The sequence below is a fragment of the Sulfitobacter sediminilitoris genome (assembly GCF_010667575.1).
GTDB lineage: Bacteria > Pseudomonadota > Alphaproteobacteria > Rhodobacterales > Rhodobacteraceae > Sulfitobacter > Sulfitobacter sediminilitoris.
The window spans coordinates 12,383-25,891 of sequence record NZ_JAABNT010000019.1 but is presented as its reverse complement, the minus strand read 5'-3'; the positions used below and the strand labels follow the sequence as shown (position 1 = coordinate 25,891).

The window sequence follows — 13,509 nt, the reverse complement described above, 5'->3', positions numbered from 1 at the left end:
GCCTCAACCGCGCTCCCAGATGTGCATCACGTCCGCACCGACATGCCGGACAGATTGCAGCGCGTATCGCGGTGCAGCTGCCAGTTTGGACAGGCCCATCGCACCGATACCCGGCAATCCTTCGGCACCGATCACAACGCCAGCGGTAAAGCCAACCAGTTCATCCACAAAATCCGCCTCAATCAAGGACGCGGCCAGCGCGCCACCGCCTTCGCAGAACACCCGTGTCAGCCCATGAGCGCCCAGTTGCTGCAACACATCGGCAGGGTCCAGTTGTGTACCCCGGATGGCGCAGGGCAAAAGCGTGGCACCCAGATCGCGCCATGTCTTTTGAAGTGCATGATCCGCATCCGCGCCGTGGCACAGAATGACAGATGTCTCTGATGCAGTTCGCGCCAGCTTCCCCATCAATGGCAGGTCCAGCCGTCTTGATACGACAACCCGTGCGGGTTGATGCGAGATACCCAGATCGCGCACGGTCAGGCTGGGGTCATCCTTGCGAGCGGTACCGCCGCCGACCATCACCGCGTCGTGCCTGCTGCGCATCCCGTGTACCAGGCGACGCGCCTCTGGCCCTGTGATCCATTGGCTTTCGCCCGTCCCTGTCGCAATCCGACCATCAAAGGAATTAGCCAGCTTCAAGGTCAGGAAAGGACGACCGACTTCGGTACGCGTAAAAAAGCCCGCATGATCACGGCGGGCCTCTGATGCGCCTTCTCCCACCGAAACCTCAATCCCAGCCGCACGCAATATCTCCAGACCTTTTCCATCAACCCGCGCATCATTGTCGGCAACCGCGACAACAACGCGGGCCACACCGGCATCGACCAATGCCTCGGCGCAGGGGGGTGTTTTTCCGTGATGTACGCAGGGTTCAAGCGTGACATATGCCGTGGACCCACGGGCGTTGTCCCCCGCTTGCCGCAATGCTTCTGTTTCAGCGTGGGGTCTGCCGCCATCCTGCGTCCAGCCACGCCCGACGATCCGCCCGTCTTGCACGATCACGCATCCAACAGCTGGATTGGGCCATACCCTTCCCTGCCCTCGCCGGCCCAAGGACAGGGCCAGCGCCATGAAGCGGGCGTCGCTCACTCTTCCGGTGGTGTCTCTGGGCGCAGTTCCTGAACGAACTTGTCAAAGTCATCCGCGGCCTGGAAATTCTTGTAGACGCTGGCAAATCGCACATAAGCCACAGTGTCGATCCGGGCCAGTGCTTCCATCACGATCTCACCGATCTGCTTGGACTGGATGTCGGTCTCGCCCATGCTTTCGAGCCTGCGCACGATACCGGAAATCATCTGGTCAATACGTTCGGGGTCAATGGGGCGCTTCTGCATCGAGATACGGATGGATCGCTCCAGCTTGTCGCGGTCGAAATCCTCGCGCTTGCCGCTGGATTTGATGACGACCAGATCACGCAACTGAACCCGTTCATACGTGGTGAAGCGGCCACCACACGCGGGGCAAAATCGACGTCGCCGGATCGATACGTGGTCCTCAGCGGGTCGAGAATCCTTCACCTGGGTGTCAATATTTCCACAAAACGGGCAGCGCATGGGCCGTCCCCCTCTTTTTTCCTGCCATGACTAGTGGGGCGTGAGGCCCTCTTGTCCAAACTTATAGGGCAGCCGCGAGGTTTTGGGTAGGGGCGAAATGCACCGCAACATCTGGGGGTCAGAACGTGGTGAACCGGATCGGCCCATCGCGCGTTGAGCCGGGAATTCAAACAAACAGGAGCATCCCATGACCAAGACACTTTTCATCACCGGCGCCTCAAGCGGCATCGGTGCCGCCACTGCCAAAGCCGCTGCTGCTGCAGGCTGGAACGTTGGCCTGTTTGCCCGCAGCGAAGACAAGTTGAACAAGTTGGCAGACGAGATTGGCGAATGGGCGATGGTCTTGCCCGGAGACGCGACAAGCTACGACGCGCAGAACGAAGCGATTGAAAAGCTGGTCGGGCGATACGGTCAACTCGATGCCGCTTTTGCCAACGCCGGGCGCGGAACCTCTAAGGCAGGTACGGAGAAGGGCGATCCATCAGATTGGAAAGATATGGTGGACATCAACATCATGGGCGCGCTTTACACCGCGCACGCGGCCCTGCCCCACCTGCGCAAGACAACCGGCCAGTATGTTGTCACCGGGTCGCTTGCCGGGCGCCGTCACCTCAAAGGGTCAATCTATGGGTCGACCAAGTGGTTCATTCACGGATTTGCCGGCAACCTTGCAGACGAAATGGTCGAATGGGGCGGACGTTGCATGGTGGTCTCTCCGGGGATGGTGAACACCGAGTTCTTTGCCGAGGCCAAGCCAGATAAACTGCAGCCCGACGATGTGGCCAATGCAGTTGTCTATGCCCTGAATGCGCCAGATCATGCCGCTGTGCGGGAAATCCATTTGATGCCCACAGGCTAAGCCCGCATGATGCCCTTCTATTGGCGATAAGTTCAGTGTCCGCGCACATGCGCGGGCCGCCGCCGCCAAAACAGAGAGGAAACATCATGTCTATCGCACGCGTTACTGAAATTTCCGCAACCTCAACAAAAAGCTTCGAAGATGCCGTGACAGAAGGCGTCGAACGGGCGAGCAAGACCTTACGCAACGTCGTCAGCGCATGGGTCAAAGAGCAATCTGTAAAGGTCGAGGGCGGGAAGATCGCGCATTATCAGGTCAACCTGATGGTGACGTTCCTGTTGGAGGACTAACCTAAATTGGCCACTGAAATGCGCCGCCACCTGCCGGGTGTGCGGCGCATCGCGATGTTCAAACAGATAGACGCCTTGCCATGTTCCCAGCCGCATCCTGCCTTCAAGCACAGGAATGGACAGGCTGATCGGCAGCATCGCGGACTTGATATGTGCGGGCATATCGTCTGGCCCTTCCATTCGGTGGGTCAGGTAAGACATTGCACCGTCATTCGCGGGCGGAACAAGCCGTTGGTAAAAGGCCAGCAGATCAGCCTCACATCTGGATCCGCGTTTTCCTGAATAAGAAGTGAAGCCGAAGGATGTCGCACCATCAGCGTCAGCAATCCATCGGTCTGACCGGAAAGCCATGCTGCGATATCGGTCGTGAACTCATAAAGCCCCTGACCTCTTGTCTCAATGATAAAGGTGGTTTGCATTTCGGCACTCTGCCGTGGCCAGCATTGCTTGGCAATCCAAGGACACGCCAGCTATTTCGTAGATCTGGTGAATGCATCGCGGCAGTAGCGACGCGCCTGGAAGGATTTTAACGTCGCGCCGGTTCTTTGAACGGTCAAAGTCACCCTGCCCGGATCCGCAGGCGGCAGCCCTGCATCAGAGGTCGAGAATACAACGCCGTTACGCCCGGGTGACGTTACACTTGGCCCACGCGGACGTTTGACAAAGATCGGGGTCAACTCTGACAGGCGGCTCCGGCGTTCGATGAATGTCGCGGCACCGCACCAGAATTCCGCTGCACCAAAGTTGGTACCTTGGATTACCTCGAAATCAGTGCTGTTGATGCGGTTGATTACGATGGTATCTTCTTCGCCAGTGGTGGCCGCACCTACGGCTACAGGCGCCAGCGCCCACGTCAAAGCCAGTATCATCCATTTCATCAATTGATCAGCCTCGCATCTGCACAAAACCTGTACGCAAGCCCAACAGATAGATTGGAACCGGCCCTGCTCAAGGAAGCACCGACAATAATCACGGTACGAGGCGTGAGACCGGATGCATCCATCGTAAAGCGCACTGGCGCGCGTTGCCCCAACCCCGGTGGACGCCCCTCTGCCACGTAAATGCGGTCAACGGATGCCGCCCCCAGCACCCTGCGCGAATAATCTGCTGCCGCACACCACATGCCGCGCGCCCCATGGCCGCCATCACTTTGGACCTCAAAGCCTGCTGAGAAAGGGAGGACAAAAACACCGTTCTCCGCGCGAAATGTTTGCGCAGCGGCAGATGTGGCGATCAACAGAAATGCTGCAAGAAAGACGACCCGGCGCATGGTTTATCTCCGGTGGCGCCTGAAGAGACCATCGTCAAGATCGAGGAAGTAATCCCGGCAGAACTGATGTGCATGATGCACGGGCAGACCCAGACCCTTGGTCCGGACTGTGACGGAATAGGATTGTTTTGGGCTTGTCCCCAAGGATGCCGCATCGGTTGTAAAGACCACACCCACACGGCCGACACCGCTGATAGAGGGTCCTCGCGGCGACTTGACATAAATGCGCGCCTGGCGTGGGGCGTTCATACTGTAGATGGCAAAGTCCGCGGCCGCACACCATATACCGCGCGCACCCTCGCCGCGGCCCTCAATCACCTCAAAATCAGTCGCGTTCAGCGGCACAACCGTGAGCCAGTTGATGGCCCGGTAAACTTGCGCAGAAGCGGGAAGAGGCAGCAGAGTGCAAAATGCAAGAAGAGAAAAAAGAACCGTTCGTATGATGCCCATGATGAAATTCCCAGCTTATGGATTGATCTAACGGTAGAGCAGCGCGTGAGCCAGTCAAAATCACGCTTGCGTCACAAGCCAACGACCGCCAATTGAAAGAGGTTAACGGTTGAGACGCTTCTCAACTTGAGAAATCTCAATAGGACAACTGCGGCCTTGGTCACTGAAGGCTCCGCGCACGCCAGAAACACGAAAACCCAGCCGCGCGGGCTGGGTTTGTGATGACTTTAGGGTCGCTGAGCGCGCCCTGAATTATTGATCCAGGAATGACCGCAACTTGCGTGATCGGCTGGGATGTTTCAGCTTACGCAGCGCCTTTGCCTCGATCTGACGGATGCGTTCGCGTGTCACACTGAATTGTTGGCCCACTTCTTCGAGCGTGTGATCGGTGTTCATACCGATACCAAAGCGCATTCGCAGAACCCGTTCCTCGCGCGGAGTAAGGCTTGCCAGAACCCGCGTCGTGGTTTCCTTGAGGTTTTCCTGAATGGCGCTGTCCAAAGGCAGCACAGCATTCTTGTCCTCGATGAAATCACCCAGCTGGCTGTCTTCCTCGTCACCGATTGGGGTCTCAAGCGAGATCGGCTCCTTGGCGATTTTCATCACCTTGCGAACCTTCTCCAAAGGCATCTGTAGCTTTTCGGCCAGTTCTTCTGGCGTGGGCTCGCGACCAATTTCGTGCAGCATCTGACGGCCCGTGCGCACCAGCTTGTTGATCGTTTCGATCATGTGCACAGGGATACGGATTGTGCGCGCCTGATCAGCGATTGACCGCGTGATCGCCTGACGGATCCACCATGTCGCGTAGGTCGAGAATTTGTAGCCACGGCGGTATTCAAACTTATCGACCGCCTTCATCAGGCCGATGTTACCTTCCTGAATCAAATCAAGGAATTGCAGGCCACGGTTCGTGTATTTTTTGGCGATCGAGATCACCAGACGCAGGTTCGCCTCGACCATTTCCTTCTTGGCCTGACGGGCTTCTTTTTCGCCCTTCTGAACCTGCTGCACGATACGCCGGAATTCGGAGATATCGAGACCAACGTACTGCCCCACTTGCGCCATGTCCGCGCGCAGTTCTTCAACCTTGTCGGTTGATCGTTCGATGAACATCTGCCAGCCGCGCCCGGGCTTTTCAGCCATCCGCTCCATCCAGTTGGGATCAAGCTCGTAACCACGGTAGGCGTCGACAAATTCCTTGCGGTTAATGCGGGCCTGATCGGCAAGCTTCACCATTGCGCTGTCAATTTGCATGATGCGGCGATTGATGCCGTAAAGCTGGTCAATCAGCGCCTCAATACGATTGTTGTGCAGGTGCAGCTCATTCACAAGCAGCACAATCTCTGCGCGCAGCTTCTGGTACTTTGTTTCTTGTTTATCACTGAACGATCCATCCTCGTTCAGTGTCGCCGAGATACGGCTGTCCTGCATCTCGCTCAGCTTGGCGTAATCATCCGCGATGATATCAAGTGCTTCGAGCACCTGTGGCTTGAGGGCGGCCTCCATCGCGGCAAGCGACATGTTGGCCTGTTCGTCCTCGTCATCGTCATCGTCCACGGCGATAGGATTGCCGTCGGCATCCAATTCCTGCTTGGTCTCTTCTTCCTTCGTCTCGCTTGGTGCGCCCGCAGCAGGGACAACGGGTGTTGTCTCTTCTTCATCCAACTGGTTGCCAAAGGTGGCTTCCAGATCGATCACGTCGCGCAGCAAAATGTCCTCGGACAAAAGTTCGTCACGCCAGATCGTGATCGCCTGAAACGTAAGCGGGCTTTCACAAAGCCCGGCAATCATCGTGTTGCGGCCCGCCTCAATGCGTTTGGCAATCGCGATCTCGCCCTCGCGGCTGAGCAGTTCAACAGAGCCCATTTCCCGCAGGTACATGCGCACCGGATCGTCCGTCCGGTCCAGCTTTTCCGCAGTACCAGAAGAAAGCGCGACTTCCTTGTTGCTGTCGGTGGTCGCCAGTTCGGTCGAGCCCTTGGCCTCTTCCTCTTCCGCATCCTCGTCTTCGATGATGTTGATGCCCATTTCGGACAGCATCGACATCACGTCTTCGATCTGTTCGGAGGATACCTGATCCGGCGGCAGGACAGTATTCAGCTGATCGTACGTGATGTAGCCTTTTTCACGCGCCTCCGAGATCATCTTTTTGACGGCAGCCTGGCTCATGTCCAGCGAATGACCGCTGTCGGCGTCGTCCCTCTTGGCGTCTTCGTTCGTGTCCTTAGCGGCCATATATGTCCCTCCAGCGCCAGCGCGCGAATCAGATGCAGATGATTCGTTATTCCGAATCATGCGGGTTTCGAGGTGATTCTTAAACCCGATATCCTGCTTTTTCCTAAAGTACCTGCCAAAAGGTCACGGGTTTCAGCCACCGCCCTTTGACTTGCTGAAATTGATAGTGCCCAGCAGCGTGTCCCACGCGCTGCGTTCGTCCTTGCTGATGCGTGCGCCATTGTCGCCTACATCGTATTCCGCTTTGTCTTCCTGCCCTGAACGTTTCGCCAGATCGGCAGCGCGTGCGGCCTCAGACAGTCGCCACGTCACGCCCTCATCTGCCACCCCGCTCAGGTCCTCCACCGCTTCTGCGATTTCGGCATCCAGCCCGCGTGTTGCCTCCAGTTTGGCCAGTTCCTCGGCTACGGTGAGGCTGGCCATCTCGATATTGCCCGGATTTCGCACGCAGGGTGTGATGGCAACGTGGCGCTGTGACAGCAGGTTTTCAAGGGCGTCAGGCCCCAGTGCGCTAAATATTTTTTCGCGCAACGCGTCCGCGCCGCTGGGACCGTTGCGCAGCATGATGTCCCGCAGGGTCCGGTGCGTGGGGTCGGTACAAGTCATTGCTTCCAGCCCGCTTTCAAAATCTTCGATGATCTGTGGACAGGTGAGAAAAGCCGCAAGGATAACCGCCTCGCGCAAATGTTCGGTCGCGTTTGCGTCGGTTGCAGCGGCCAGAACAGAAGACTTGGTCGTGGGCAATGGCGCTCGCGGTGCTGCCTGCCATTTGCCCTTACCCCGCGCCATGGCCTGCCGGCCACCTGTCTGTGGACGGAACAATTTCCAGCGCAAGTCCTTGATTTCTTGACCGTAATGACCGCGGATAGACGGGTCCTTGATCAGCATCATCTTTTCACGCAGGGATTTGTCCAGCGCTGCTTTACGCTCTGGGCTGTCGAACACGCGGCCTTCGGTCTCACGCTGCCAAAGCAGTTGAACCATCGGCAATGCCCCGTCGATCAGCTTCTGGAAAGCCCCCGCTCCAGCCGCTTTCAGCAGATCATCCGGGTCCTGCCCCTCGGGCATCATGACAAAGCGCAAGCTGCGTCCTGCCTCCAGCAACGGGAGCGCCAGATCAATCAACCGGAACGCCGCGCGCTGCCCCGCGGTATCGCCATCGAGTGTGATGATCGGCTCCGCGTCGATGCGCCACAGCATCGCAAGCTGATTTTCGGTGATTGCAGTGCCCAACGGTGCCACTGCCGCCTCAAAGCCCGCGCTATGGAGCGCTATGACGTCCATATACCCTTCGGCCACCAGCAAGGGCTGCCCCTTGCCCGCCGCCGTCCGCGCGTCCTTCACATTGTAAAGGCTGCGCCCCTTGTCGAAAAGTTCCGTCTCTGGCGAATTGAGGTACTTGGCGTTGTCATTGGGATCCATCGCCCTGCCGCCAAAGGCTATCGCCCGCCCCCGCGCATCGCGGATAGGGAACATGATCCGCCCCCGGAACGTGTCGTATGGCTTGCCGCCTCTTGTTGAAGGTTTTGCCAGCCCTGCGCCAAGGATCAGTTCGTCGCTGACATTCTTTCCCTTCAGCGCATCCCAAAGCCCTTGCCAACTGTCCGGCGCGAATCCGATCTCCCAGCGTTCCAACGCGGCATCATCCAGGCCTCGACGACCAAGGTACGCGCGCGACTCTTCCGCAGCACCCGTCTTGAGCTGCAACCGGAACCAGCGCACAGCCAGTTCCATCACCTCGGCCAATTCGGATCGCTTGTCTGCTTTTTCAGCCGCCCGGGGATCGCGTTCGGGCATCGGCATTCCGGCCTCACGGGCCAAAATCTCGACGGCCTCCATGAAGCCTACGTTTTCCGTTTCCCGCACAAATGAAATTGCATCGCCCTTTGCGTGACAGCCAAAGCAGTAATAGAATCCCTTGCGGTCATCGACGTGAAAACTGGCGGACTTTTCCTGATGGAACGGGCACGGTGCCCACATGTCTCCCTTGCCCTGATTTGACTTGCGCTGGTCCCACATGACCTTGCGCCCGACGACCTGTGACAGGCTCGACCGGGTGCGCAATTCGTCCAGAAATCCGGGTGGCAGGCTCATGCCCTGTTATATTGGCGCGGGTTGCTCAGAGTCCAGAAGGCGCGTCATTGGAACCATAAGAAGATTGGCGTCTGTCGGGGTTTTCAATCCAGAGGCTTGCCGTCGCTCCGAGTAAACGTCCTGCCGTCTCCGGAGCGACGCAATTTCACGTCATGATCGGGATAATGAACCACATCCCTCTCGGCACGCGCACCCACCACCAACATCACGGCATCACTGTCGGACCGGTTCTCAAGACAATGCGCGACGGGCTCACCTGCTTTCCACCCGGGCAGCTTCACCCGCCTGCAGCAAGACTTCCTGATCCTCGATCAATACAAGCTCACCGGAAACCACATAGATGAATTCATCCTCGCCCTCATGCCAGTGACGAAAAGAAGACCGTGAACCCGGCGGAAGGCGCTCCAAATGGACGCCGAACTGGGACAGGCCCACCACATCACCAAGGGGGAGATTTGCGTAAGGGCCGTTGTCCAGCCCGATGACCTGGTGGACTCCACCAGCATGCTCAGACCATATGCTGTGTTCGATTTTAGGCATGGCTCAGGTTCTGTTCCAAGAATGGCAACCCTGATCGCAAGGATTTCCCATCGGCCGATGCGCGGGCGTCTTGCTTTTGGCAGACGATGTTACTGCTGCAAGCAAAGCTCTGTCCAAGCGGCGGCAAGGTCCTTGTTGCGCACATCGCGCATCGTCACGTCCTTGCCATAGACCCAGCCCGCAATCAGAGGGATCGCATTGTTGTAATTCTCAGGCCAGGTAGCGTTCTCTCTGACGTGCTCCTGCACCTTGCGTTCGCGCACCCGGTCAAGCCGCGCCTGCTGAACCGCAGCCACGACTGCGGCCTGGTGCCTGCAATCGACCTTACGCGCCTCGCTGGTCTGCGCCGACATCGGACCACCAAGCCCCATTACGAACACCGCCGTCAAAACTCCCGCACGCACCATCACACACTCCATCAGATCAGAATCGCGTTGATGTTAACCGCGTGATGCCACAGCTGCCATAGCTCCCTTGAGGTCATATACCAGCGTCCCAGCCATCGATCGGAAGACCATGATCATTAAATGATCCGTGCCCAGTTTGGTGATCGAAGCATTCATGTGCATCACCTGCGTGCGCACCGTATGCCCGCGCTTGAAGGCAGCGTCGCGCAGATCAACGGGCACCAGTCGCGCCAGAACGTCTACCGCGCCAGGTCCTGCCAAGGATACCACTGCCCAGGCATCAGATTGATCCACCACCGCACCGTGCTTGGCCAAACCCATGTCAGGCGCGGGCCCAATCAGAAGCGCTTCATCACGCCCGAACCATATGCACCGCCCACCGTCCTTGCCGGTACTTCTGTTCGGCTTGGGCCAAGTACACCCATGCGCTTTTTCCAAGGCCGCAGACAAATCCGAAGCATCACCGAAGGGTGACAATGAGGTCAGCCGCCCAACATCCTGTTCATCCAGCGTGACCGACCCCAGAGTAATCGGCAGCAACCCCGCGCAGGGGCTTATTTGTATTAACTCAACCACGCACCCGCTCCCCTTCCGGATCAAGGAAAACGGGATGGCATATTTCCACCTCCGTCTCAACGCCGCGCAGGTGATCGACCATCCGGATCACCTCGCCATGCCGCTCTGGCCCGCGCGCAAAGAATCCCAGACCGATCATCGTTCCGAGGTCTGGCGAAAATCCGACCGAGGACACGTGCCCCTTGGAGTTGATACGCACTGCCTCGGCATCACGCTCAAACAGATGCGCGCCCGCGGTCAGCTGCTTTGCGGCATCGACAGGTTTGAGGCCGACCAACTGCGGTCTGTCTTCATCCACCAAACCGGGTCTGGCTGCCATCGTTTTTCCGACACAGTCTTTCTTGGCCGAAATCATTTTTGCCGCGCCGATGTCAAAAGCCGTAGCCCGCCCTTCAATTTCAGCATGCGTGATGAACCCTTTTTCAATCCGCAGGACGTTCAACGCTTCCATACCGTAAGCACCACCGCCCATCTCTTCAGCCCGTTTCAAAAGGATATCGAAAAGGCTCGCTCCATACCGCGACGGTACTGCAATTTCGTAGGCATGTTCACCGGAAAAGGAGATCCGGAAGAGCCGCCCCTCAACACCGACAACGCTGACCGGCCCACAGGCCATGAAAGGCCAGCTCTCGCCCTTGATCGGTTCATCCAGCAACCCGTTCAACAACTCCCGCGACTTCGGCCCTGCCACTGCAAACTGCGCCCATTGCTCTGTCACCGAAGCAAAGGACACTTCCCACTCCGGGTGCAAAGCCTGCGTCACGAATTCCAGATGCCGCATCACATTGCCGGCTGCCGCCGTCGTCGTGGTCATAACGAAATGCTGCTCGCCCAGCCGCGCGGTGGTGCCATCGTCCATGACGAAGCCATCCTCGCGCAGCATCAGCCCATAACGCACACGCCCCACCTTCAGGCTCGAGAACATGTTGGTATAGACGAAATCCAGCAGTTTGGCCGCATCCGGCCCCTGAATGTCAATTTTTCCAAGCGTGGACACATCACAGACGCCCACGGCATTGCGCACATAGCCTACTTCCCGATCACAGGACTGCCGCCACGTGCTTTCCCCCGGCTTCGGGAAATAGCTGGGCCGGTACCATAAGCCCGCCTCAATCATCGGTGCGCCCATCTCGACCGACCGCTTGTGTGACGTCGTCCAGCGCTCCGGCGCGAAGCCATGTCCCTGCGCGCCCGCGCCCATTGCAGCAATGCTGACCGGCGAATAGGGCGGCCTGAAGGTTGTCGTTCCGGTCTCCGGTATGCCGCGCCCCGTCGCATCGGCCAACATAGCCAAGGCCGCGACGTTGGAATTCTTGCCCTGATCCGTCGCCATGCCTTGCGTGGTATACCGCTTCATGTGCTCGACCGAGCGGAAGTTCTCGACCGCCGCTTGTTTGATGTCCTTCACGCTCACATCGTTCTGGAAATCAAGCCACGCCCGCCCTTTGCCCGCGACCGCCCAAAGCGGCGACATCTGGTAGGGCGCGTCTTCTGCTTTGGGCACCTCAACATCTGCGTTTTTCTTGCCCAGCGCCTTCAAAGCTGCCTTGGCTGCCTCAACACCGTCGTTCAAACATTGCTGCGTCGAGAACACACCGTTGCAGGCGCCAGCGACCGTCATGTTCGGGATGCTGCCGTCCGTCGGGACAAAGGCCTGAATATCTTCGCGCCACGTGGGCCGCCCGCCCATGTGGCAGGTCAAATGCACCGTCGGGTTCCATCCCCCCGAGACCGCGAGGCAGTCTACCTGCAGCGCCTCTTCACCGGTCGCAGTGCGGATCGTGATGCTCTCCAATTCCTTACGTCCCGCCGCATTACAGACTTGCGCTCCCTTAAAAACCCGCCCGTCGAAATCCGGCACCGCCACATCGTTCCGACTGTCGATCAGGGCCACAACATGTACGCCCGCCGCCGCCAGATCTCGTGCGGTCCGGTGCGCATCGTCGTTATTGCCAAACACAGCAACACGCTTGCCGGGCGTCACGCCCCAGCGGTTGAGATAGGCACGGACAGCGCCTGCCGTCATCACACCGGGCCGATCGTTGTTCTGAAACGCAATCGGTCGCTCCAATGCCCCTGCGGCCAGCACCGCGTGCTTCGCCGAAATCCGCCAAAAACACTCCAGTGGCGCCCCGCCTCCTCGGTGCGACGTGTGCTGGTTCACCCTCTCCAGCGCCCCGTACATGCCGCCGTCATAGGCCCCGGTTACGGTCGTCCGCGACATCAGCCGCACGTTTTCCATGCTGGAAAGTTCTGCGACGACCGCTGCGGCCCAGGCCGCGCCGGACTGATGACCCACTGCTCCCGTTTCTGCATTCAGCCTGCCACCCAGAAGACTGTCTTCATCGGCTATAATCACATCTGCCCCGGCCCTTGCCGCTGTCAATGCAGCCATCAACCCGGTTGGACCTGCACCGATAACCAGCAGATCGCAAAACGCATAGGCCCGTTCGTAGGTATCCTCGTTGGACTTGCCCGAAAGCGCGCCAAGGCCGGCTGCTTTGCGAATGACAGGCTCGTAAACCGCCTCCCAGAACCGCTTGGGCCACATGAAGGTCTTGTAATAGAAACCTGCACCCAGAAATGGGGCGCCAAGGTCATTCACCGCCATCACATCGAAATCGAGCGAGGGCCATGCGTTCTGTGAGCGTGTTACCAGCCCGTCATAGACCTCCTGCACCGTCGCCCGCACATTGGGCTCCTGCCCTGCGCCCTTGCCGGTCGTAATCAGCGCATTCGGCTCCTCGCTGCCTGCGCTCAATACCCCGCGTGGGCGGTGATATTTGAACGACCGCCCCATCAGTTTCACACCGTTGGCCAAGAGCGCCGAGGCCACCGTATCCCCTGCGAACCCCTTGTATGTTGTCCCATCGAAGGAAAACTGCACAGGTGTTGAGCGATCAACCAGCCCCTTGCCCGCAAGTCTCATGACGCTTTCCTCATTGCCCGCTTAACATCCTCCGCCAGCGCCACATTGGAAATCTCGTGGCTTACCGTGTCTCGTGTCACCACAAGCCACGCGCCACAGCCGCCGTCATGCTGCCACAACTCTTCCGTTTCACCCGCCGGGTTCTCCCGCAGATGCAGGTAGTCATCCCAAGCCGCCTCTCCTGCATCGGGGGCAGGTCGCGCCAGCATCACCGCGCCCCCCTGATAGTAATACTCACGCCGGTCTCGCGACCCACACATTGGACAGTCAATTCTCACGACACGTCTCCCTATCGGGCATAGG

At 58.6% G+C, this 13,509-nt stretch carries 14 protein-coding genes and 1 pseudogene; 2 read left to right on the top strand and 13 right to left on the bottom strand.

What is annotated here, in order from left to right; genetic code table 11:
* Window positions 1-3: 3 nt before the first annotated feature.
* Both ribD and nrdR read right to left on the bottom strand, forming a co-directional pair.
* Window positions 4-1,074 (bottom strand): bifunctional diaminohydroxyphosphoribosylaminopyrimidine deaminase/5-amino-6-(5-phosphoribosylamino)uracil reductase RibD, encoded by a 1,071-nt coding sequence (gene ribD, locus GV827_RS19985; RefSeq protein WP_164355623.1) that lies wholly within the window; start codon window positions 1,072-1,074, stop codon window positions 4-6.
* A 14-nt stretch (window positions 1,075-1,088) separates the two neighbouring features.
* Window positions 1,089-1,556 carry a transcriptional regulator NrdR gene (gene nrdR, locus GV827_RS19980; RefSeq protein WP_164355583.1) on the bottom strand — a complete coding sequence of 156 codons (468 nt, stop codon included), beginning with the start codon at window positions 1,554-1,556 and terminating at the stop codon, window positions 1,089-1,091.
* Window positions 1,557-1,743: 187 nt separating this feature from the next.
* Here nrdR and GV827_RS19975 point away from each other — a divergent pair, with 187 nt between their 5' ends.
* Together GV827_RS19975 and GV827_RS19970 are read left to right on the top strand one after the other, a co-directional pair.
* A complete protein-coding gene (locus tag GV827_RS19975; RefSeq protein WP_164355582.1) occupies window positions 1,744-2,415 on the top strand; it encodes an SDR family oxidoreductase in 672 nt (223 codons plus the stop codon).
* 86 nt (window positions 2,416-2,501) lie between these two features.
* Window positions 2,502-2,705: a dodecin family protein gene (locus tag GV827_RS19970; protein WP_164355581.1), complete on the top strand. Its 204-nt coding sequence runs from the start codon at window positions 2,502-2,504 to the stop codon at window positions 2,703-2,705.
* Between the two features lie 12 nt (window positions 2,706-2,717).
* On the opposite strand, the pseudogene GV827_RS23730 reads toward GV827_RS19970, so the two are convergent.
* The 11 genes and pseudogenes from GV827_RS23730 to GV827_RS19915 all read right to left on the bottom strand — a co-directional run.
* Window positions 2,718-3,124: pseudogene (locus GV827_RS23730) on the bottom strand (secondary thiamine-phosphate synthase enzyme YjbQ); the annotation flags it as partial.
* A gap of 51 nt (window positions 3,125-3,175) precedes the next feature.
* Window positions 3,176-3,583, bottom strand: a complete 408-nt coding sequence (locus tag GV827_RS19960; RefSeq protein WP_164355580.1) for a hypothetical protein — start codon at window positions 3,581-3,583, stop codon at window positions 3,176-3,178.
* On the bottom strand, window positions 3,583-3,975 hold the full coding sequence (locus GV827_RS19955) for a hypothetical protein (protein WP_164355579.1): 393 nt from the start codon (window positions 3,973-3,975) through the stop codon (window positions 3,583-3,585). Before GV827_RS19955 ends, GV827_RS19960 begins: the two co-directional genes overlap by 1 nt.
* 3 nt (window positions 3,976-3,978) lie before the next feature.
* Window positions 3,979-4,224: a hypothetical protein gene (locus GV827_RS23725; RefSeq protein WP_235930525.1), complete on the bottom strand. Its 246-nt coding sequence runs from the start codon at window positions 4,222-4,224 to the stop codon at window positions 3,979-3,981.
* 453 nt (window positions 4,225-4,677) lie between these two features.
* Entirely contained in the window at window positions 4,678-6,660 is a 1,983-nt protein-coding gene (rpoD, locus tag GV827_RS19945) for an RNA polymerase sigma factor RpoD (protein ID WP_164355577.1), read from the bottom strand.
* Between the two features lie 132 nt (window positions 6,661-6,792).
* Window positions 6,793-8,754, bottom strand: a complete 1,962-nt coding sequence (gene dnaG, locus GV827_RS19940) for a DNA primase (protein ID WP_164355576.1) — start codon at window positions 8,752-8,754, stop codon at window positions 6,793-6,795.
* Window positions 8,755-9,006: 252 nt separating this feature from the next.
* A complete protein-coding gene (locus tag GV827_RS23720) occupies window positions 9,007-9,294 on the bottom strand; it encodes a cupin domain-containing protein (protein ID WP_235930523.1) in 288 nt (95 codons plus the stop codon).
* A gap of 89 nt (window positions 9,295-9,383) precedes the next feature.
* A complete protein-coding gene (locus GV827_RS19930; RefSeq protein WP_235930520.1) occupies window positions 9,384-9,701 on the bottom strand; it encodes a hypothetical protein in 318 nt (105 codons plus the stop codon).
* Window positions 9,702-9,734: 33 nt separating this feature from the next.
* Window positions 9,735-10,277, bottom strand: coding sequence for a sarcosine oxidase subunit gamma (locus GV827_RS19925; protein WP_164355575.1), 543 nt, complete (start codon window positions 10,275-10,277; stop codon window positions 9,735-9,737).
* Entirely contained in the window at window positions 10,270-13,206 is a 2,937-nt protein-coding gene (locus GV827_RS19920) for a sarcosine oxidase subunit alpha family protein (protein ID WP_164355574.1), read from the bottom strand. Before GV827_RS19920 ends, GV827_RS19925 begins: the two co-directional genes overlap by 8 nt.
* The gene (locus GV827_RS19915; RefSeq protein ID WP_164355573.1) at window positions 13,203-13,484 is read right to left on the bottom strand and encodes a sarcosine oxidase subunit delta; all 282 of its coding nucleotides are present in this window, start codon (window positions 13,482-13,484) and stop codon (window positions 13,203-13,205) included. Before GV827_RS19915 ends, GV827_RS19920 begins: the two co-directional genes overlap by 4 nt.
* Between the last annotated feature and the right edge of the window lie 25 nt (window positions 13,485-13,509).

What these genes read in the sequence shown, in the direction of transcription:
- GV827_RS19960 (WP_164355580.1), bottom strand. Translation starts at nt 3,583, where the DNA reads ATGAAATGGATGATACTGGCTTTGACGTGGGCGCTGGCGCCTGTAGCC.
- GV827_RS19970 (WP_164355581.1), top strand. Translation starts at nt 2,502, where the DNA reads ATGTCTATCGCACGCGTTACTGAAATTTCCGCAACCTCAACAAAAAGC.
- ribD (WP_164355623.1), bottom strand. Translation starts at nt 1,074, where the DNA reads ATGGCGCTGGCCCTGTCCTTGGGCCGGCGAGGGCAGGGAAGGGTATGG.
- nrdR (WP_164355583.1), bottom strand. Translation starts at nt 1,556, where the DNA reads ATGCGCTGCCCGTTTTGTGGAAATATTGACACCCAGGTGAAGGATTCT.
- GV827_RS19955 (WP_164355579.1), bottom strand. Translation starts at nt 3,975, where the DNA reads ATGCGCCGGGTCGTCTTTCTTGCAGCATTTCTGTTGATCGCCACATCT.
- GV827_RS23720 (WP_235930523.1), bottom strand. Translation starts at nt 9,294, where the DNA reads ATGCCTAAAATCGAACACAGCATATGGTCTGAGCATGCTGGTGGAGTC.
- GV827_RS19930 (WP_235930520.1), bottom strand. Translation starts at nt 9,701, where the DNA reads ATGGTGCGTGCGGGAGTTTTGACGGCGGTGTTCGTAATGGGGCTTGGT.
- GV827_RS23725 (WP_235930525.1), bottom strand. Translation starts at nt 4,224, where the DNA reads ATGAACGCCCCACGCCAGGCGCGCATTTATGTCAAGTCGCCGCGAGGA.
- GV827_RS19920 (WP_164355574.1), bottom strand. Translation starts at nt 13,206, where the DNA reads ATGAGACTTGCGGGCAAGGGGCTGGTTGATCGCTCAACACCTGTGCAG.
- GV827_RS19975 (WP_164355582.1), top strand. Translation starts at nt 1,744, where the DNA reads ATGACCAAGACACTTTTCATCACCGGCGCCTCAAGCGGCATCGGTGCC.
- dnaG (WP_164355576.1), bottom strand. Translation starts at nt 8,754, where the DNA reads ATGAGCCTGCCACCCGGATTTCTGGACGAATTGCGCACCCGGTCGAGC.
- rpoD (WP_164355577.1), bottom strand. Translation starts at nt 6,660, where the DNA reads ATGGCCGCTAAGGACACGAACGAAGACGCCAAGAGGGACGACGCCGAC.